The sequence below is a fragment of the Kineosporiaceae bacterium genome (genome assembly GCA_016713225.1).
In the GTDB taxonomy this organism is placed as follows: domain Bacteria; phylum Actinomycetota; class Actinomycetes; order Actinomycetales; family Kineosporiaceae; genus JADJPO01.
This window is the reverse complement of sequence record JADJPO010000003.1, coordinates 380531-399272: the sequence shown is the minus strand read 5'-3', so window position 1 is coordinate 399272 and position 18742 is coordinate 380531. Positions and strand designations below refer to the sequence as shown.

Here is an 18742-nt window from a genome sequence, read left to right as displayed (position 1 = left end):
GATGCTTGACAGCCCAGGGACGAGCCCGGCGCTCATCGCGCGCACGCCGTCGCCTGCGCCCCGCGACACCCTGGTCCTGAAACCCTGTCGGCCGCTGGTGCGCACGGTGGGCACCCTGGCCGACTTCGACGCCTTGGCAGAGGCCTGGACCCGGCTGCACGAGAGCTCACCGACGAGCACCACCCCGTTCCAGGCGTACGCCTGGATGCGCTCGTGGTGGCGACACGTCGGTGAGGGCGACCCCGGACTGCGTCTGGCGATCATGGTGGTCGAAGACCGTGGTGAGATCACCGGGATCGCCCCGATGGCCGTCCGGACGACGCGGCTGGCCGGCGTCCGGACCCGAAGGGTCATCCCGCTCGGCGTGCCCTACACCGACTATCTGCCGCCGCTGATCAGCGCCGACCCGCAGTGTGGGCGAGCAGCCCTCGGCGCGTTGGCCCGGTCCATCGCCCAGTGGGCCGGCCAGGCCGGGGCCGGCGGGTTCGACGAGCTGGTGCTGAGCGACCTGCCCGAGACCTGGCCGTGGCTCGAGGCCTGGCAGGCGGCGCTGGGCGAGGCCGGACTGCGGTGTCGGCGTGATCCCGGTGAGGTCTGCCCGCGCGTCGTCCTGGCCGAGACCTGGGACGAGACCTGGCAGCTCCTGCCCCCGGTCACCCGGGGCAAGATCGGCCGCCGCCTTCGCCAGCTGCGGTCCCGGCACGATGCCCACCTGGAGCTGGCCGGAGGCCCGGACACCATCGAGCAGGACCTGGACGACGTGATCCGCCTGCACCAGCGCCGCTGGGAGGCAGCCGGCCAGCCGGGCATCTTCGCCAACCCCCAGGTGCTCGGCCTGGTGCGGGACGCCGCGCCGACCCTGGCAGCGCAGGATCGGCTGGTGGTCGCCTTCCTGGTGCTGGACGGCGTCCGGCGTGCCGCACTGCTGGGACTGCGCCACGCGCAGGAGTTCCACTTCTACACCGGCGGTCTGGACGACGCCGGTGAGGCCATGCGGTATTCGCCGGGGATCGTCGCGCACCTCGAGCTGATGCGGGTCCTGCACGAGCAGGGCATCCGGGTCTACGACCTGCTGCGCGGGACCGAGAGCTACAAGTGCGACCTGGGCGGCGTCGGCTCGCCGACGTGGACCCTGACGGTGAGCGGACGCCGACCGCGCGCCGGGCGGGTGGTGCTTCGGTCCCGGGAGCAGGCGGCAGCGGTGTATGCCACCCTGCCGACCACCGCCCGGGACACGACGCGCAGACTGGCGCACAGCATCAGGCGTCGCTGGAGGCCTGCCACAGATTGATGCCGGCGTCCACCGCGTGCCGGTCGATCTGGGCGAGCTCCTGGTCGGTCAACGCCGCGCCCTGCAGGGCGGCGACGTTGGCCTCCAGTTGGGCCACGCTGCTGGCCCCGATCAGCACGCTGGTCACGCGTTCGTCGCGCAGCACCCACGACAACGCCAACTGGGCCAGGCTCTGGCCGCGACCGCGGGCGATCTCGTTCAACTCCCGCACCCGCGCCAGGGCGTCGTCGGTGAGCATCGAGGCGCTCAAGGCACCGCCGCGAGCGACGCGCGAATCAGCGGGGACGCCGTCCAGATAGCGGTCGGTCAACATGCCCTGGGCCAACGGCGAGAAGGCGATGCAGCCGACACCTTCCTGACCCAGCACGTCCAGCAGGCTCGGATCGCCCGCCTCCACCCACCGGTTGATCATCGAGTAGCTCGGCTGGTGGATCAGTAACGGGGTGCCCATCGAACGCAAGATCGCCACGGCCTGGCGGGTGCGCTCAGCCGAGTACGACGAGATCCCCGCGTACAGCGCCCGACCGGAACGGACCGCCGTGTCCAGCGCACCCATGGTCTCCTCCAGCGGAGTATCCGGGTCGGCCCGGTGGCTGTAGAAGATGTCCACGTAGTCCAGGCCCATGCGGGCCAGCGAGGCGTCGAGGCTGGCCAGCAGGTACTTGCGCGAGCCCCAGTTGCCGTACGGCCCCGGCCACATGTCGTAACCCGCCTTGGTCGAGATCACCAGCTCGTCCCGGTAGGGCGCCAGGTCGGTGGCCATGATGCGACCGAAGTTCGTCTCGGCCGCGCCATAGGGCGGCCCGTAGTTGTTGGCCAGGTCGAGATGGCTCACCCCCAGGTCGACGGCCCGGCGCAGGATCGCTCGCTGGGTGTCGAGGCCGACGTCGTGACCGAAGTTGTGCCACAGGCCCAGCGAGACCGCCGGCAGCAGCAGGCCACTGCGGCCGCATCGCCGGTAGGTCATGTCGTCGTAACGGGCGAGGGCGGGCACGAAGGGCATCGGCAGGTTCATGGGCGAAACCTTCTCATCACTGTCGGGCCTCGCCAGTACGGTGTGCCCGTGTTCGACCCGATGGCGCCCACCTTCGTGCGGGCCGGTGCGGCGGCTGCCGCCCTGGCCGAGCGCACCGGTGTGGCCCGTCACGATGCCGTGGTGGTGCTCGGGTCGGGCTGGTCCGGCGCCGGGCAAGCCCTCGGTGAGCTCCACGCCGAGCTCGAGACGGCCTCGTTGCCGGGCTTCTTCGCCCCGGCGGCCGAGGGCCATCTCGGCGTCGTGCGCTCGTGTCTGCTGGACGGCGTCCGGGTACTGGTCTTCTGCGGGCGTACGCACCTGTACGAGGGGCACGGGCCGGACGCCGTGGCGCACACCGTCCGGACGGCTGCTGCGGCGGGCTGCCGGCTCGTCGTGCTGACCAGCGCCAACGGGTCGCTGCGCCCGCAGTGGCCGACCGGCACCGGTGTGCTGGTCAGGGATCATCTCAACCTGACCGGATGCTCACCCCTGGTCGGCCCGAGGTTCGTCGACCTGACCGACGCCTACTCGCCCGGGTGGCGGGCCCGCGCTCGGGCGCTCGACCCCGACCTGGTCGAGGGCGTGTACGCGATGCTGCCGGGGCCGCACTACCAGACCGTCGCCGAGACCCTGGCGCTGCGCACCCTGGGCGCCGACGTCGTCGGCATGTCGACCGCACTCGAGACGATCGCCGCACGGGAGGCCGGTCTCGACGTGCTGGCGCTCTCGGTGGTGACCACCGTGGAGGCGAGCGGTGATCCGATCGACCCCGAGGAGGTGATCCGGGTGGCGGCAGCATCGGCGACCCGGCTGGGGCGCGTGATCGCCGCTCTCGTGGCACAACTCGCAGCAGACCCTGGAGGCTCCGCATGAGCACAGAACCCACTGTCGAGGCCCCCCGAGGCGTGGAGGCCAATGGCATCAACGTGATCTCCGAGGGCGAGCGCAAGGGCCGCCCGCGAGATCTCTTCTGGCCCTGGTGCGCAGCCAACATCTCGGTGCTGGGTATCAGCTACGGGGCCTGGATCCTCGCCTTCGGGGTGTCGGCCACCCAGGCCATCGTGGCGGGCGTGGTCGGCGCCGTGGTGTCGTTCGTGCTCGTGGGCCTGGTCGCCACCTCGGGCACCGCCGCCTCGGCCCCGACCATGGTGGTCTCCCGTGCTGCGTTCGGGGTCCGCGGCAATGCGCTGCCGGCGGCCGTGTCCTACCTGTTGCTGATCGGTTGGGAGACGGTGCTCTGCGCCCTCGCCACGCTGGCCACCGCCACCGTGTTCGGGCGCCTCGGCTGGGGCTCGGGAAACACGACCAAGGTCATCGCCTTCCTCGTGGTCGCCGCGATCATCGTCTTCGCCGGCGTCTTCGGCTTCGACGTGATCATGAAGCTGCAGACCTATCTGACCATCGCACTGGCCGTTCTCACCGTCGGCTACGTCGCCCTGACCTGGAGCCACGTCTCGGCGGACACGGTCGGCGCCGTGGCGTCGGGCTCCACCCAGGCGTTCATCGGTGCCCTGATCTTCGCCATGACCGGATTCGGTCTGGGCTGGGTCAACTCCGGCGGCGACTACGCCCGCTACCTGCCGCGCACGTCGTCCAAGGCCGGCGTGATCGGCTGGACCACCGTGGGCGCCAGCATCGCCCCGGTGATCCTGGTGTTCTACGGCGTCCTGCTGGCGGCCTCGGACGAGGAGCTGAACAAGGCCGTCAGCTCCGACCCGATCGGCGCGCTGACCGGCATACTGCCCACCTGGTTCCTGGTGCCGTTCGCGGTGGTCGCCATCGGCGGCCTGATCGGTGGGGCCGTGCTGGACATCTACTCCTCCGGGCTCGCCCTGTTGGCCCTCGGACTGAAGATCCCCCGGTGGGCTGCAGCGGGCATCGACGGTGTGGTGATGATCCTGGGCACCGTCTACTTCGTCTGGATCGCCGACAGCTTCTTCTTCCCGTTCCAGGGGTTCCTGATCACCCTGAGCGTGCCGATCGCGGCCTGGTGCGGGGTGTTCCTGGCCGATCTGCTCCATCGCCGTGGTGGGTACCGCGAGGCCGACTTCTACGACGCCCGCGGCCACTACGGCGCCGTCAACCCGGTCGGGACCGGGGCCATGGTGGTCGCCAGCCTGCTCGGCTGGGGTCTGGTGACCAACTCCTACGCCGGCTGGCTGGGCTGGCAGGGATACCTGCTCGGCCCGTTCGGCCTCGGCGGCAAGGAGGGCGCCTGGGCGTACGCGAACCTCGGCGTCCTGGCGGCCCTGGGCCTGGCGTTCGTCCTGCAACTGGCCCTCGGCCGGACGACGCGGCGCAGCGGCCGAGACGCCTGAGACACCTCCGGCATCTCCCGCCGGCCAAGTACGGACAGTGATCTACCGGCTACCGATCACCCAGGGTTTGCCCGCACGTCACAGCCGCGCCCCTGGCCAGCACGGCGGGAGATCGCACTAGGCTGAGTCGGTGACAGGTCCGGCCCGGTTCGGGCCGCCTCGGCGTTGCCCCGGTTGTCCTGTCGACCGTCCTGCTCGCCCTAGTACGTGGAGATCGCCATGACCGTCCGTCGCGTTGCCCTGCTCACCGCCGGGGGCCTTGCCCCCTGCCTCTCCTCGGCCGTCGGTGGCCTGATCGAGCGGTACACCGAGCTGGCACCCGAGGTCGAGATCATCGGCTATCTCGACGGCTACGCCGGGCTGCTCGGCGGGCGCTACCTGACCGTGACGCCCGACGTGCGCGCCAAGGCCCACCTGTTGCACCGCTTCGGTGGCAGCCCGATCGGCAACAGCCGGGTCAAGCTGACCAACGTCAAGGACTGCGTGAAGCGTGGCCTGGTCACCGAGGGCCAGGACCCGTTGCACGTGGCGGCCGAGCAACTCACCCGTGACGGCGTCGACGTGCTGCACACCATCGGCGGCGACGACACCAACACCACCGCCGCCGACCTGGCCGCCTACCTGCACGGCAACGGCTACGAGCTGACCGTGGTGGGGCTGCCCAAGACCGTCGACAACGACGTGATCCCGATCCGCCAGTCGCTCGGCGCCTGGACCGCTGCCGAGCAGGGCGCGGTCTACGCGAAGAACATCATCTCCGAGCACTCCTCGAACCCGCGCATGCTGATCGTGCACGAGGTCATGGGCCGCAACTGTGGCTGGCTCACCGCTGCCACCGCCGCCAAGTACCGCGAGTGGCTGGGCACCCAGGAGTTCGCCGGCTTCGGCAACGACGCCCGCCGCTGGGACGTCCACGCCGTCTTCGTCCCCGAGCTCGGCTTCGACCTCGCCGAGGAGGCGCAGCGGCTCACGGCGGTCATGGACGAGCTCGGTTGCGTGAACATCTTCCTGTCCGAGGGTGCCGGGGTCAGCACCATCGTGGAGGAGATGATCGCCCGCGGTGAGGAGCCGCAGCGCGATGCGTTCGGCCACGTCAAGCTCGACACCATCAACCCCGGCGCCTGGTTCGCCAAGCAGTTCGCCGGGCTGGTGGGTGCCGAGAAGACCATGGTGCAGAAGAGCGGGTACTACTCGCGGTCGGCTGCCGCCAACACCGAGGACCTGGCACTGATCAAGCGGTGCACCGACCTCGCCGTGGACGCTGCGATGCGCGGCGAGTCCGGCGTGGTCGGCGAGGACGAGGACGCCGGCGACACGCTTCGGGTCTGTGAGTTCCCGCGGATCAAGGGCGGCAAGGCCTTCGACACCGACCAGGCCTGGTTCACCGAGCTGCTGGCCGCGATCGGCCAGCCCAAGGGTGAGCGTCTCACCGTCGAGCACTGACCGGTGACGTTCTCGATCGTCGCCCGCTCCCGCGACGGACGCTGGGGCGTGGGCGTGGCCTCCAAGTACCTGGCCGCCCCCAGCGCCGTCGCCGCGGCTCGGGCGGGGGTCGGCGCCCTGGCCACCCAGGCCTGGTGCAACCTGGCCTGGCGCCCACTCGGCCTGGCCCGATTGCAGGCCGGGCTGTCGGCCGACCGGGTGGTGGCCGAACTGACCGCCGCCGACCCGCAGCGCGACCAACGCCAACTCGGCCTGGTGGCCGGTACCGGGCCCGGGGTGACCTACACCGGCGCCGGGTGCATGGACTGGGCAGGCGGCGTCGCGGGGGGCAGCGAGCCGGGTGAGCAGGGTGAGGCCTACGCCATCCAGGGCAACATCCTGACCGGCCCCGACGTGGTCGAGGCCATGCAGCGGGCCTGGTTGAGCGGGGACGCCGACACCCCGCTGGCACACCGGCTGTTGCAGGTCCTCCAGGCCGGGGACGCCGCCGGGGGCGACCGTCGCGGCCGCCAGAGTGCCGGCCTGTTCGTCGTCTCGACCGCACGTCGCGAGGCCAACCAGGCTGAGTTCGGCACCGAGGTCGCCCCGGACGACGAGGTGGACCTGCGGGTCGACGATCACCGGGACCCGATGGCCGAGCTGGCTCGACTCGTGGCCTTGCACGACCTGTACAACGCACCCAGTGACCCACGGACCTGGCTCCCGGTGGAAGGTGACCTCGCTCGGGAGATCGACGGCCATCTGCAACGTCTCGGCTACCCACCGTCGCCGGACGGGCTGAGCGCGTGGGCCGGGGTGGAGAACTTCGAGAACCGGCTGCACGTCGGTGTGATCGAACCCGTGCTGCTCGATCATCTTCGGGGGGCAGCGGCCGACGCCTCGGGCTAGGCTGCGCCCGACCCGATGCGACAAGGAGCACACCACCCCATGAACCTCGACGACATTCTCGAGCAGATCCCGGTCGACCAGATCGCCGGTCGGCTCGGGGTCGACACCGATACCGCTCGCAACGCCATCGGGGTGGCGCTGCCCGCTCTGGTCGGCGGCATGCAGGCCAACGCTCAGGACCCGGCCGGTGCGGCCTCCCTGGCCTCGGCCCTCGGCCAGCACGACAACGATCTGCTCGACAACCTGCTCGGCGGCAACCTCGACGTCGGCCAGGTCGACACCGCCGATGGCTCGAACATCGTCGGCCACGTCTTCGGCGACCAGCAGGACCAGGTGGTCAGCCAGCTCGCCGGCGCCAGCGGCGCCGGCGGCGGTCTCATCGCCAAGTTGCTGCCCATGCTGGCCCCGATCGTGATGTCCTACCTCGCCAAGCGGGTGCTCGGCGGCGGCAACTCCGCGGGGTCCGGCGGCGGGCTCGGCGACGTGCTGGGCAACGTGCTCGGTGGCGGGGCCGGCGGTTCGGCCGGCGGCGGCCTGGGCGACATCCTCGGCCAGGTGCTGGGTGGCCGTTCCGGCGGCGGCGCGGGCGGTGTCGACCTCGGCGACCTGCTCGGCGGGCTGCTCGGCGGCGGACGCCGCTGAGCACAGGTCCGGCCGACCACGATCGGCACATGTTGCTCGCCGACGTCGCGGCCACCTCCACAGCGGTGGCGGGCGCGTCGGGACGTCGGGTGAAGGTCGACCTGTTGGCCGAGCGGCTGCGTGCCGCATCCCTCGGCGATCTGCCGATCCTGGTCAGCTGGCTCGCCGGTCAGCCCCGCCAACGCCGCACCGGTGTGGGCTGGGCCGGCCTGCGCGTGCTGCCCCCCGCGGCCGAGCGAGCCGTCCTGACCGTCGAGACGGTCGACGCGGTGCTCGATCAGACCGCCGCGGCCGCCGGGCCGGGCTCGGCCACGCTGCGGCGGGAGCTGATCCTGACCCTGCTGGCCCAGGCCACAGCGGTCGAGCAACTCTTCCTGCGCGATCTGCTCTCCGGCGGTGTGCGGCAGGGGGCGCAACAGGGCCTGGTCATCGATGCCGTGGCGCACGCTGCCGGCGTGCCGCTCGACCAGGTGCGCCGGGCGATGACCTTCTCCGGCGACCTGGCGGCGGTGGCCACGGCGCTGCGGGCCACCGGACCCGCGGCGCTGGCCGACTTCGGCCTGCAGGTGGGTCGACCGCTGGCGCCGATGCTCGCCCAGAGCGCCCCCGACGTGGCGGCTGCCCTGGAGCGCACCGGCCCGGCGGGTCTGGAGTGGAAGCTGGACGGGGTGCGGGTGCAGGTGCATCGCGACGGCGACGACATCGCGGTCTTCACCCGCACCCTGGACGAGGTCACCGATCGGCTCCCGGAGGTGGTCGAGGCGGTCCGTGCCCTGCCGGGGCGCCGCATGGTGCTGGACGGCGAGGTGATCGCGCTCGGGCCGGATGCCCGCCCGTTGCCGTTCCAGGTGACGGCCGCGCGGACGGCGCGGCGCGACGTCCCGACGGCCCGGACCGCGGTGCCGCTGAGCACCCGGCTGTTCGACGTGCTGCACCTGGACGACACCGACCTGCTCGACCGGCCGGGCAGTGAACGTCACGAAGCCCTGGTTTCGGTGGCCCCGCCCGAGCTGGTGGTGCCACGCCTGGTGCCGGACGGCGAGACCCCGGCCCAGCGCCTCACCCAGGCCGAGTCCTTCGCGACCTCCGCCCTGGCCGCCGGCCACGAGGGCGTGGTGGTCAAGTCCCTGGAGGCGACGTATGCGATGGGTCGACGCGGTGCGGCGTGGGTGAAGGTCAAGCCCCGGATCACCCTCGACCTGGTGATCCTGGCCGTCGAACGCGGCCATGGCCGGCGCAGCGGTTGGCTGTCCAACCTGCACCTGGGCGCCCGCGACCCGCAGGGAACCTACGGCCCCCCAGGGGGTTTCGTGATGCTGGGCAAGACGTTCAAGGGCCTGACCGACGCCATGCTGCGCTGGCAGACCGAGCGGCTGACCGACCTGGCGATCGCCGATGACGGCTACGTGGTCACCGTGCGCCCCGAGCTGGTGGTCGAGGTGGCCTTCGACGGTGTGCAGACCTCGTCGCGCTACCCCACCGGGATGGCGTTGCGGTTCGCCCGGGTCCTGGCCCACCGGCCGGACAAACCCGCCGCACAGGCCGACACCGTCGAGGCCGTGCGCGCTCACCACCCGGGCTGAGCCGGGCAGCGCGAACGGGACGAGGAGCGGACATGGGGATCACCGTGGCGCAGGCGCTGGCGTTGCGCGCGGCCGGCCTGCGCTGGACGCCTGCGGCGGGTGATCGGTTCGTGTTGCCGCACCGCGACATGGACGGCGACGTGTTCGTGCTCTCGGACATGACGGTGCAGGTGCACGAGTTCCCCACCGGAGCGGTGATCGGCTTCAACGGGGTGGCCGAGTGGGCGCTGGACTCGGTGCAGGCCGAGGAGGCGCTGTGGCTACCCGCCGAGCACCAGTTGCGCGATCTGCTGGGTGGCCTGTTCATCCGGCTGATCCGGGCCGACGGCGACTACGTCGTGACGGTTCGCACCCCGGACGGCGAGCGCGACCACGCGGCCGCCGACGCCGCGCAGGCCTACGCCGCGGCGCTGCTGGCGGTGCTGGCCGAGCTGTGAGGCCACGACGTCGGAGCGCTACCCCTCGCCACGACCGCGCCGCTCGTTCTCGGCCGCCAGGAACCGCTCGAGCTCGGCGCCCAGTTCATCGGCGGTCGGCAGGTCCGCCGGAACCCCACCCCCGACGGACTCGGCCTGCTCGGCGGCGATGGTGTCGTACTGCTCCTCCAGCGCCCGCACCACGGCGGCGACATCCGGCTGATCGGCCAGCTGTTCGGCGATCATCTGTTGCACCTTCTCGCCTGCGGTGGCCAGTGCCTGGGTCGGCAGTCGCAACCCGGCGAGGCGACCGACCGACTCCAGCAGCACCTGGGCCGCAGCGGGGTACTCGTTCTGCGCCAGGTAGTGCGGCACATGGACGGCGAACCCGGCGGCGTCCCGCCCGGCCTCGCCCAGGCGCAACTCGAGCAGACCGGTCATCTGCCCGGGCACCTGAACTCGGCCGACCCACTGCCGGTAGTCCGACACCGTCTCGGGCCGGGTGGCATGCGCCGTGACCCCGACCGGTCGGGTGTGCGGCACCCCCATGGGGATGGCGTGGACCCCCAGTGACAGCCGGACGCCGTAGTGCTCGACGAGCCCCGTCACCGCGGCCACGAAGCGCTCCCACTGCACGTCGGGCTCCGGGCCGACCATGAGCAGGAAGCCGGTTCCGGCCATGTCCTGGGCCAGATAGATGTTCAGGCTGGGGGCCTGGTAGCTCTCCCAGTGGTCACCGTCGAAGGTCATCACCGGTCGGCGCGCGCGGTAGTCGTACAGCTGATCCAGGTCGAAGGAGACCAGCAACCGATGGTCGAGGGTGGCCAAGAGGTGATCGGCGGCGAGGCGTCCCGCCTGCCCGGCATCGATGAAGCCGTTCAGGCAGAACAGGAGAACGGGCTCGGACAGTTCGTCCGGGGCGGGCTGGTCGGCCGTGAACGCGTACAAGCCGCGAGGATCGAGCATGCCGTCCACAATAGGCTCCGCCGGCGATCTACGAGCTGCGGACAAAGCTCAGCGGCTCGGACCGGTTACTCACCAGGTACCGTCGCCAACTCCGCTGCCGCGTCTGCGCAGAGCCGCGGCGCTCGGTCTGTGGCTTTAGGTCACTTGCCTGGGTGAGCCGGTTCGAGCCGCCGACTTCACAGTGCTCCTGAACCCGCGGATCGTCCTGGGACTTTGGTCCCGAGACGTGGAGGATCCCTGGCTGGACGTCACGGCGGCCGGCGGGTAGGTCGGGATCGTGCGCGTCGGCACCATTTCGCCGGACCCGCGCCGATAGCGTTGTTCTCGTCCGTCGCCATCACGGCGGCCGGGACGCCGACAGCCCACGACCAGGGAGGTGCCAGGTGAAGGGATGCCTGGCACGCGCGTCGGGCGGGGCCGTGTTGATCGCCGTGTTCGGCCTGCTCGCCGTGCTCATCTGGCGCCAGCCGACCGACCCGGGCGACCCCGAGCCGTCGCCCATCGGCGTCGACTTCGCCGAGGCCTGGCAGGCCGGCCGGCTGGACGACGTCAGCTACGACCCGAGCAGCCCACCAGCCCTGGACGACGGCAATTCCCGCAAGATCGCTGCCGAGGCCCGACGCATCGTCGAGGATCTGTCAGAGGACGACGAGGATCACCCGGTCACGGTCGTGGCCGTCGGCAACCCCCGCCAGATCACCCAGCCCGAGGCCGACCTGCGGCCGGGCGACCTGATGCAGACCCTCGAGGTGAGCTGGCAGCTCGGCCACGACCGCACCTGGACCTATCGCACCGAGGTCGCGATCCGCGAGACCGACGATCAGCCGCGAGTCCTCTGGCGGCCCAGCGCGATTCACCCCGCTCTGACCGAGGGTCTGCGCCTGACGACCCGACGCCTACGCGCCAACCGCGCCCCGGTCCTCGCGGCGGATGCCCGGCCGTTGGCCACCGGCGCAGCGGATCGCCTGGTCGGGGCCGTGGCCACGGCGACCGACGACCTGGTCGCCACGAACCCGGATCGGGTGGTGGCCGGCGATGTGGTCGGCACCAGCGGGCTGAACCTGATGTACGACGCGCAGCTCGCCGGGACCGCAGGGCTCGAGGTGGGCTCGGTGCCGATGCGGGAGTCCACGCCGGTGCAGCCCCTGGTGCGCCAACTGTTCGTCTTTCCCCCCGTACCGGGCAAGCCGCTACGGCTGAGCCTGGACCCGGGATGGCAGCAACGTGCCGACGCGGCCGCCCGGGCCGCCAAGGTGCCGGTGGGGGTGATCGCCCTGGACGCGATGACCGGCCGCATCCTCGCCGCCGCCAGCGCCGGTGGGGACGGTCGCGACCTGGCGCTCCAGGGCCGATACCCGGGCGGTGGGGCGCTACGCCTGGTGACCACCCTGGCCTCGGTACGGGCCGGTCAGTTCAGCGGCTCGGGTCTGGACCTGTCGACAGCCGGGCGCGCCGGCTTGGACACGTTGGCACTCGACTGTCGGCCGTACGACGTCGAGGGACAACGGTTCACCAATCCCGCCACCGCGCCGCAGACCTCCCCGGTGCCCCTCGGTACCGGGATCGCCCGCGAGTGCGTGACCGGGTTGGGGCGTCTGGCGGCCTCACTGCCGGCCGAGGCCCTCCCGGACGCCGCCACCTCACTCGGTATCGGCCTACCCAGCGATACCGGCACGCAGGCCTACGACGGCGTCGTCCCCCGCCCGCGCACCACCCTCGAACAGGTCCAGAACGCCGTCGGCGAGGGCACGGTCCTGGTGAGCCCGCTGGCGATGGCCCGGGCGAGCGCCACGGTGGCCACCGGTGTCGCCCATCCCCCCACCCTGGTCGGCGATCGACCCGCTGCCACACCTGATCCGCAGGCCCAGCTCGCCAGCAGTGAACTGGCTGTGCTGACCTCGTTGATGCGCGACTCGGTCAGCCTCGACGAGTCGCTGGCGCCGCTGCGCTCAGCCTCCTCGGGCGCAGTGTCCGCCTTCGGGGGAACGGCGGGGTACGGGCCGGCCGCCACCGCCCCCGCGTATGGCTGGTGCACCGGGTACCAGGGTTCGGTGGCGTTCGCGGTGCTGGTCGCGGGCGGCACCTCGGGCCAGGCAGATCCTGGACTCGCCCGCCGGGCGGCCGACGTCGTCGCAGCGCTCCTCGGCTAACCTGCGACCGTGCCCGACACCCTCGTGGAGGACGCCGGCCGGCCCGCCGGGATCCGCACCCGGCTCTACCGGCATGGACACCTGGAGCTGGACGCCTTCCCGGTGGCCGACGTCTCCGAGCACCTGCAGCACGAGGACGCCGTGGTGTGGATCGATCTGGTCGACCCGGATCTGCACGCCCTGGACGTCGTCGCCGAGGAACTGTCACTGCACGCCCTGGCCCTCGAGGACGCGCTCACCCGCCACGAGCGACCCAAGGTGCACCGTTATCTGGAGCACCTGTTCGTCAGCGCCGTCCACGTCCGTCTCGTGGACACCTCGGGCGAGCTGCTGCTCACCGAGGTGTCGGCGTTCGTCACTCCCCGGGCGCTGGTGACCGTCCACGACCTGGGTTTCCCGATCGAGGACGTGGTGTCCCGGTGGGACGGTTCCTCCGACCTCGTCGAACACGGCGTGGCCTACCTGCTGCACGGGTTGCTGGACGCCGTGGTCGACAGCCACTTCGACGCCGTGCGCGCCCTCGACGAAGAGCTGGACGACCTCGAGGATCTCCTCTTCGGCGACAGTCCACCGCCGAACCTGGTGCAGCGCAGGGCCTTCGAGCTGCGCAAGTCGGTGGTGTTGCTGCGCCGTGTGGTGCTGCCGATGCGGGAAGTGGTGAACTCGCTGCTGCGTCGAGACCTGGGCATCGTGCCCGGGCCTCTGGTGCCCTACTACCAGGACGTCTACGACCACGTGCTGCGCGCGACCGAGTGGACGGAGTCGTTGCGCGATCTGGTCTCCACCGTCCTCGAGACCCATCTGACCATTCAGGGCAACCGGCTCAACTCGGTGATGAAGAAGGTCACCGGCTGGGCGGCGATCATCGCGGTGCCGACGGCGGTGACCGGCTTCTACGGGCAGAACATCCCGTATCCGGGATTCGGTCACTCCAGCGGGTTCTGGACCTCGACCCTGGCGATCGTGGTGTTCTCCGGGCTGCTCTACGGCGTGTTCCGTCACCGTGACTGGATCTGAGCGTTGTCGGGCACGACGACGCCCGGGGCTCGAGCTGAGGTGAGCCCCGGACGAAGCCGCCGGATCAGCCCTCGGCGGCCTGAGCCAGCGCGGCCAGGGCGGAGTTCCAGCGCGCCGTCAGGGCGTCGACGTCGCTGACCGTGCTCAAGTGGTCCTGACGCAGGTCGAGCCGGGTCACCTCGCCGTCCGTGCGCAGATCGACCTCGACGATCGAGGGCGGGCTGTCAGGAGTCTCGTGCCAGGACACGCGCAGCTGTTCCAAGGGGTGGTAGCTGCGCAGCACTCCGCTGACACCATCGGAGCAGTGGTACGGCTCGCCCTTGCCACCCAGGCGAGCACCCTCGCCCAGCAGAGCCTCCGCACCAGCGGGACTGACCAGCACCTCCCAGACGTGGGTCAACGGGGCCGACACGGCCCTGCTGACCTCGACCACGGGAGGCGCGTCGAGCTTCCCGGCGGTCTGCTCCTCCGACTCACTGACGCTTGCCGACATGGTGCCCTCCTCGTTCCGCGACAACCGGCCCCGGTTGCGGAACCGGTGCCCCCATCAGACTCCTCGCAGCGCCTCCCCACAAGTCCCCCGTTGTCCGGATCACATCGTGATCTCGCCCCGGCGCGAGACCCCGAAACCTGGTCTGGCCTGGTCGGGTCGAGTCGGGTCGAGTCGGGTCTGGTCGGGTCGGACCGCTCGGGTCTGAACGAGTGAGTCGCGCGGATCACCCGATCGCCGCGTTCGCCGGCGGATCGTGAGGAACGGCCCCCCGGTCGTTCACCGGAACGGCCCACCCGACCGGGACGCCGCCGGGCCGGCCCGTCGGCCGATCACCCGCTGTGGTCCTCAGGCGCCCCGGGACACCCGAACGGGTGATCGGTTCCCCGCCCGCTGGGTTCAAGGAGATGACGGGCCGATGCCGAATGACTTGGGCAAGCCACACGTCACGGAGGACCAGAGTGCGCCTGTCCCGTATGCCGGTGCCCCACCCGCTGAACACCCGTTCCCTGATCGCGACCCTCGTCCTCGCGGGTACGGCGAGCGTGGCCGGCCTGGCAGGCCCGGCCGAGGCGACGACGACGTCGACCTCGACCGTCACCGGAACCGTGGATGTGGTGGTGGTGGACCGTCACACCGCCCATGCCGACGCGGAGCGCGGGCACGAGGTGGTTCTGGGCGGTAACCGGCCCGCGCTCGAGACCACCACGATGGTGACCGCGGGCGGGCGCACCTACGCCGTTCCGGCTGCCCTGGGCAACGGGCTGCGGTCCGGTCAGCGGGTCAAGGTCACGTTGCGCAGCACGCGTCTGCGCTATGCCACGGGTACCGGGTCCGGCACCACCGCCACGGTCACCGCGGTGGCCCCGGCCTCCTCGATTCGCGCCGCGGCCGCCGCCACGAGTCTGCGCGCCGCAGCCGGCGCCCACACCCTGACCGTGTTGCCGGTCTATTGGAGCAGCCCCGACAGCCAGACCCAGGCCTCGCTGACGACGCTGGCCCAGCGCACGGCCGACTACTGGAGAGCGCAATCGCAAGGCACCGTGGCCATCACCCCGACGGTGCGCAACTGGGCCAAGATCACCGATCCGGGCAGCTGCGATTCCGGCGCGCTCTTCGACCGGGCCCTGGCTGCCCACCAGGTGGCCGCTCCGACCTCCCTGACCAGTCACGTGCTGGTCTACTTCCCTCAGCGCTCCGACTGTGGCGGCTGGGCCGGTCTCGGTTCGGTCTCCGGATCGCGAATCTGGGTCAACGGTTACCCGCTGCTCGATGTCACCGCCCACGAATTCGGTCACAACCTGGGTCTCGGTCACGCCAACCGGGCCACCTGCACCTCCGGCGGCTCCCGCGTCTCGCTGTCGACCTCGTGCACCGTGGAGAGCTACCAGGACTCTGCCGACGTGATGGGCTTCGCCACCTACGCGGCGAGCGGATCGCTGAACACCGCCTTGGCCGATCAGATCGGCTTGGCGCAGACGGTCACCGCCTCGGCGACCTCACCGGCCGAGGTCGAGCTGTCCCCGCTGACCCAGGTCGGGAACGTGCGGGCCGTCAAGGTGGACGTCGGCACGGGCTGGGTGTACGTCGACTTCCGTCCGGCCCAGGCTCCGGACACCCGCAAACCCGAGTGGGCCGGCGTCCAGGTGCACTACCTGCCCAACGGCAGCTACCCGCAGTCGCAGTTGCTCGACCTGCAGCCCTGGCAGTCCTCCGCCTTCACCTCGACCGCGATGCCGGCGTACTCGGTCTGGCGGGTGCCGGGCACCACCGTCGCGATCTCGGTCGGGGTGGTGGGCTCGACCGCCAAGGTCCGGGTCGTCTCGACCGCCGCCGACACCAGTGCCCCGACAGTGCCGAGCGTGCAGGCCACCCGAGCCTCCAGCACCACGGCGACGGCGATCTGGACCGCATCGACCGACGCCGGGTCCGGCGTGGCCGGGTATCGGGTGAACGTCGACGGCAAGCCGGTGGCCTTCGCCGGCCCCACGGCCACCTCGGCCCAGGTGAGTGCCTCCTCCAGCGCATCGTCGGTGCGGGTGGACGCCGTCGATGCGGCCGGCAACGTGGCCACCGGTACGGCCGTCTCGCTCGCGGCAGGCTCCACCGGATCGGGCGGCGACACCGGATCCGGCAGCTCTGGAGCACCCGACGCCCCGGTGATCACCGGGCCGGCGGACGGCAGCGCCGCCGCCTCGAAGACCGTCACGTTCGCCTGGTCACCGGCGCAGACCGGCGGCGCCGTGTCCGCCTACCGGTTGTACGCCAACGGGTCACCGTTCACCGGCCTGATCCCGGCCGCTGTCCGGACCGCCCGGATCGTGCTCCCGGCCGCGACGACCACCACCCTGGGCGTGATGGCCCTCGACTCGACCGGCCGATCCAGTGCCCTGGCCACAGCGAGGGTCACCGTCGACACGGTGGCCCCGGCCGTGCCCCGCACCGTCAAGCTCGCGGCCGGCGCCAACCGGGTGACGTGGACCGCCCCGCCCGACAGCGGCACCGCCCTTCACTACGAGGTGACGCTCGATGGTGCGCCAGCCGTGACGACCACCGAGACCCGCAGCGCTGTGGCCGCGGCCGGGACGCACGTCTGGACCGTGCGCACCGTGGACGCTGCCGGCAACCGCTCGGCCCCGGTCAAGGCGACCGGCACCGTCGACGTCAGCGCCCCGGGGGCACCGAGCCTGCTGAGCATGACCGTCGCCGGGCAACAGCAGGCGATCAGCTCCAAGCGCGCGGTGGTGCTCAGCTGGCTGGCGGCCGCGGAGCCGGACACCTGGATCGCCACCTACCGCCTCGAGATCAGCGCACCATCGCTGGCCGGCCCGGTGGTCAAGACGCTGTCGGGCAAGGTCCTCAAGGCCTCGGTGACCCTGCCCGAGGGAACCTCCACCATCACGGTGACCGCGATCAATGCGGGCGGCACCGTGGGCGAAGCCGCCACGGCGACGATGCAGGTGGACACCACCAAGCCCTCGGCACCGGTGATCACCACACCGGCACGGCAGAAGGCCGGCGCCGCCACCCCGGTCTCCTGGACGGCGGCCGGCGACGAACAGTCCGGAATCCTGCGCTACGACATCGCCGTGGCGGGCAAGGTGCTGGCGAGCGTCGCCTCCTCGGCGACGACGGCGACGCTGCCCGCTGGGACCTTCGCGGCCGGCCGCACCGCCCGGATCACCGTGACGGCCGTCAACGGGGCAGGCCTCTCGAACGCGGGCACATCAACCGTGATCACCGTGTACGCAGGGTGACCCTTCGCAGGTGAATTGGGCACCGATGGGACCTTCGGTCCTGGAGAGTTGACACTTCGGACACCTAGCGTCGTCGTGTGACGTGATCGTCCCCGACGAGCGGAGGTGAGCCGTGACGGACAGCCATTCCCGGATCCCCCCGTTACTCGATGCACGAGTGCTCCAGATGGAGCCCCTGACCCAGTGGTGGCATCACGAAGACGTGGTGTGTGTCGCGCTGAGGTCGGTCAGCAGGATGCCCGTGGTGACCGTCGCGGGCGCCTTCGACTCGCGGGCCTGGCCGGTGTGCCGACGTGCCCTCGAGGCAGCCCTGCGCTCGCGACCGCGCTGCGTGCTGGTCGACCTGGCTGCGGTGACCTCGATCGACGACCACGGCGCCGGGCTGCTCGAGGCGATGCGACGAGCGGCACTGTGGCACGGTTCGCAGTTCTGGCTGGCTGCCGTCCCCGATGATCTCCAGGCTCAGCTCGACCTGACGGGGTTGGCCGGCGAGTTCCCGATCTCGCGCAACGCCACTCGGGCGATCGAGGAGATCCGCCGCACCCACCTCAAGTCGGTACCCCGGCGTCGATCCTTGCCCGATGCCTCGCCCGATACCCGGACGGCGTGAGTGGCTGTCACCGTCTTCATCCTCGACGATCACGAGCTGGTGCGTCGTGGCCTGCGCGAGATCCTCACCGAGGCCGGCGGTATCGAGATCGTCGGAGAGTCCGGTCTGGCCCGTGAGGCTGCCCGCCGCATCCCGGCGCTGCGCCCCGACGTGGCACTGCTCGATGCCCGCCTACCCGATGGCTCGGGCATCGAGGTGTGTCGCGAGATCCGGTCGCGGGATCCCTCCATCCACGCGATCATCCTGACCAGTTACGACGACCACGAGGCGCTCACGGCCTCGGTTCTCGCCGGTGCCGCGGGCTACATCCTGAAACAGATCCACGGCCCGGACCTGGCCGACGCGGTGCGACGGGTGGCGGCCGGGGAGTCCCTCATGGAACGGCCTGCGGCACTACAGGTTCCTGCGCGTGCCACGGAGTCGAACCGGCGGAACAATCACCCGATGACCGAGTTGACCCCGCAGGAGGAGCGGGTGCTCGATCTGATCGTCGAGGGCCTGACCAATCGTCAGATCGGGCAACGCCTCAACATCGCCGAGAAGACCGTCAAGAACCACGTGACGTCCCTGATGGCCAAACTGCACGTCGAGCGACGCACTCAGGCTGCGGTGTACGGCGCGCGGATTCGAGGCTTCGGCCGACGGTGGTCGTGACC

At 71.3% G+C, this 18742-nt stretch carries 16 protein-coding genes; 13 read left to right on the top strand and 3 right to left on the bottom strand.

All coding sequences use genetic code 11. From position 1 onward, the window contains the following. Nucleotide 1: 1 nt before the first annotated feature. Complete coding sequence (locus IPK24_12845; protein ID MBK8076421.1) at nt 2–1291, top strand: GNAT family N-acetyltransferase; 1290 nt, start codon at nt 2–4, stop codon at nt 1289–1291. On the opposite strand, the gene mgrA is transcribed toward IPK24_12845, so the two are convergent. Beyond that, nucleotides 1260–2294 carry an L-glyceraldehyde 3-phosphate reductase gene (mgrA, locus tag IPK24_12840; GenBank protein ID MBK8076420.1) on the bottom strand — a complete coding sequence of 345 codons (1035 nt, stop codon included), beginning with the start codon at nt 2292–2294 and terminating at the stop codon, nt 1260–1262. The genes IPK24_12845 and mgrA overlap by 32 nt on opposite strands. Nucleotides 2295–2366: 72 nt before the next feature. On the opposite strand from mgrA, the gene IPK24_12835 reads away from it, so the two are divergent. The 7 genes from IPK24_12835 (at nt 2367) to IPK24_12805 (ending at nt 9617) form a co-directional block, all read left to right on the top strand. Further along, a complete protein-coding gene (locus IPK24_12835; GenBank protein ID MBK8076419.1) occupies nt 2367–3179 on the top strand; it encodes a purine-nucleoside phosphorylase in 813 nt (270 codons plus the stop codon). After that, nucleotides 3176–4624: a cytosine permease gene (locus tag IPK24_12830; GenBank protein ID MBK8076418.1), complete on the top strand. Its 1449-nt coding sequence runs from the start codon at nt 3176–3178 to the stop codon at nt 4622–4624. The genes IPK24_12835 and IPK24_12830 overlap by 4 nt, the downstream gene beginning before the upstream one ends. Nucleotides 4625–4843: 219 nt before the next feature. Continuing rightward, nucleotides 4844–6067 carry a pyrophosphate--fructose-6-phosphate 1-phosphotransferase gene (locus tag IPK24_12825; GenBank protein ID MBK8076417.1) on the top strand — a complete coding sequence of 408 codons (1224 nt, stop codon included), beginning with the start codon at nt 4844–4846 and terminating at the stop codon, nt 6065–6067. 3 nt (nt 6068–6070) lie between these two features. Further along, nucleotides 6071–6955, top strand: a complete 885-nt coding sequence (locus IPK24_12820) for a DUF1028 domain-containing protein (GenBank protein ID MBK8076416.1) — start codon at nt 6071–6073, stop codon at nt 6953–6955. A 39-nt stretch (nt 6956–6994) separates the two neighbouring features. Then, a complete protein-coding gene (locus IPK24_12815; GenBank protein ID MBK8076415.1) occupies nt 6995–7597 on the top strand; it encodes a DUF937 domain-containing protein in 603 nt (200 codons plus the stop codon). A 29-nt stretch (nt 7598–7626) separates the two neighbouring features. After that, nucleotides 7627–9180, top strand: a complete 1554-nt coding sequence (locus IPK24_12810) for an ATP-dependent DNA ligase (GenBank protein MBK8076414.1) — start codon at nt 7627–7629, stop codon at nt 9178–9180. Nucleotides 9181–9212: 32 nt separating this feature from the next. Continuing rightward, nucleotides 9213–9617: a pilus assembly protein CpaE gene (locus IPK24_12805; protein MBK8076413.1), complete on the top strand. Its 405-nt coding sequence runs from the start codon at nt 9213–9215 to the stop codon at nt 9615–9617. Nucleotides 9618–9635: 18 nt separating this feature from the next. Here IPK24_12805 and IPK24_12800 read toward each other — a convergent pair whose 3' ends face one another. Continuing rightward, nucleotides 9636–10562: a PAC2 family protein gene (locus IPK24_12800; GenBank protein ID MBK8076412.1), complete on the bottom strand. Its 927-nt coding sequence runs from the start codon at nt 10560–10562 to the stop codon at nt 9636–9638. A 383-nt stretch (nt 10563–10945) separates the two neighbouring features. On the opposite strand from IPK24_12800, the gene IPK24_12795 reads away from it, so the two are divergent. Further along, nucleotides 10946–12712 carry a hypothetical protein gene (locus tag IPK24_12795; protein MBK8076411.1) on the top strand — a complete coding sequence of 589 codons (1767 nt, stop codon included), beginning with the start codon at nt 10946–10948 and terminating at the stop codon, nt 12710–12712. Nucleotides 12713–12763: 51 nt separating this feature from the next. Next, nucleotides 12764–13729, top strand: a complete 966-nt coding sequence (locus tag IPK24_12790) for a magnesium transporter CorA family protein (GenBank protein ID MBK8076410.1) — start codon at nt 12764–12766, stop codon at nt 13727–13729. 64 nt (nt 13730–13793) lie between these two features. Here the strand turns inward: IPK24_12790 and IPK24_12785 are convergent, their stop codons facing one another. Continuing rightward, nucleotides 13794–14162, bottom strand: coding sequence for an SRPBCC domain-containing protein (locus IPK24_12785; protein MBK8076409.1), 369 nt, complete (start codon nt 14160–14162; stop codon nt 13794–13796). A 518-nt stretch (nt 14163–14680) separates the two neighbouring features. Between IPK24_12785 and IPK24_12780 the strand changes: the two genes are divergently transcribed. The 3 genes from IPK24_12780 (at nt 14681) to IPK24_12770 (ending at nt 18740) form a co-directional block, all read left to right on the top strand. Then, nucleotides 14681–17476 carry a hypothetical protein gene (locus IPK24_12780; GenBank protein ID MBK8076408.1) on the top strand — a complete coding sequence of 932 codons (2796 nt, stop codon included), beginning with the start codon at nt 14681–14683 and terminating at the stop codon, nt 17474–17476. Nucleotides 17477–17720: 244 nt separating this feature from the next. Then, nucleotides 17721–18086: an STAS domain-containing protein gene (locus IPK24_12775; GenBank protein ID MBK8076407.1), complete on the top strand. Its 366-nt coding sequence runs from the start codon at nt 17721–17723 to the stop codon at nt 18084–18086. Then, nucleotides 18087–18740 (top strand): response regulator transcription factor, encoded by a 654-nt coding sequence (locus tag IPK24_12770; protein ID MBK8076406.1) that lies wholly within the window; start codon nt 18087–18089, stop codon nt 18738–18740. The last annotated feature ends 2 nt before the right edge of the window (nt 18741–18742 follow it).